Consider the following 606-nt stretch of genomic DNA (forward strand, 5'->3'; position numbering starts at 1 on the left):
CTGTTCACCCGGGCCTCAAGCCCAATATTAAACCGGGCCTCAAGCCCAAACCTCAAACCTTCGCCCCGCCCCGCCCCGTCCGAACCGGGCCCTTCCCTAGGCCGCCTGCACCTTGCCGAGCGCCGCATGCAGCGCCCTGGCCACCGCCAGCGCATTCGGCGTGTCCGAGTGAAAGCAGACCGTCTGAGCGCGCACCTTGACCGGCGTGCCGTCAACGCTGTCAATCTCGCCCTCACGCACCGCCTTGAGCGTGCGCGCGGCGGCGCGCTCGGCATCGACCGCGGCATGGCTGCGCGTGATGATCAGGCCGCCATCGGCGTCATAATCGAGATCGGCGAAGAACTCCGCGAGAAAGCCGACACCGCGCGCCGTGTAGATCTCCTCGTGCAAGGTGCCCGCCAGCCCCATCACCGGCACCTTATAGATCTCCGCCACATCCGCCACCGCATGCGCAATGTGCTCCTGGCGCGCCGCCATGCCATACAGCGCCCCGTGCGGCTTGAGATGGCTGAGCGGCAGACCGGCGGCATCGAGAAACCCCTTCAGAGCCCCGGTCTGGTACAAAATGATGTTGGCCATCTCGTCGCGCTCGATCTTCATCTCGCG

1 protein-coding gene is annotated in these 606 nt (G+C 66.3%); it reads right to left on the reverse strand.

What is annotated here, in order from left to right:
* Positions 1-96: 96 nt before the first annotated feature.
* The coding region (locus KY465_RS18555) for a LamB/YcsF family protein (protein WP_219203616.1) at positions 97-606 on the reverse strand (510 nt) is incomplete at its 5' end.

This window comes from Neohoeflea coraliihabitans (assembly GCF_019334345.1).
GTDB lineage: Bacteria > Pseudomonadota > Alphaproteobacteria > Rhizobiales > Rhizobiaceae > Pseudohoeflea > Pseudohoeflea coraliihabitans.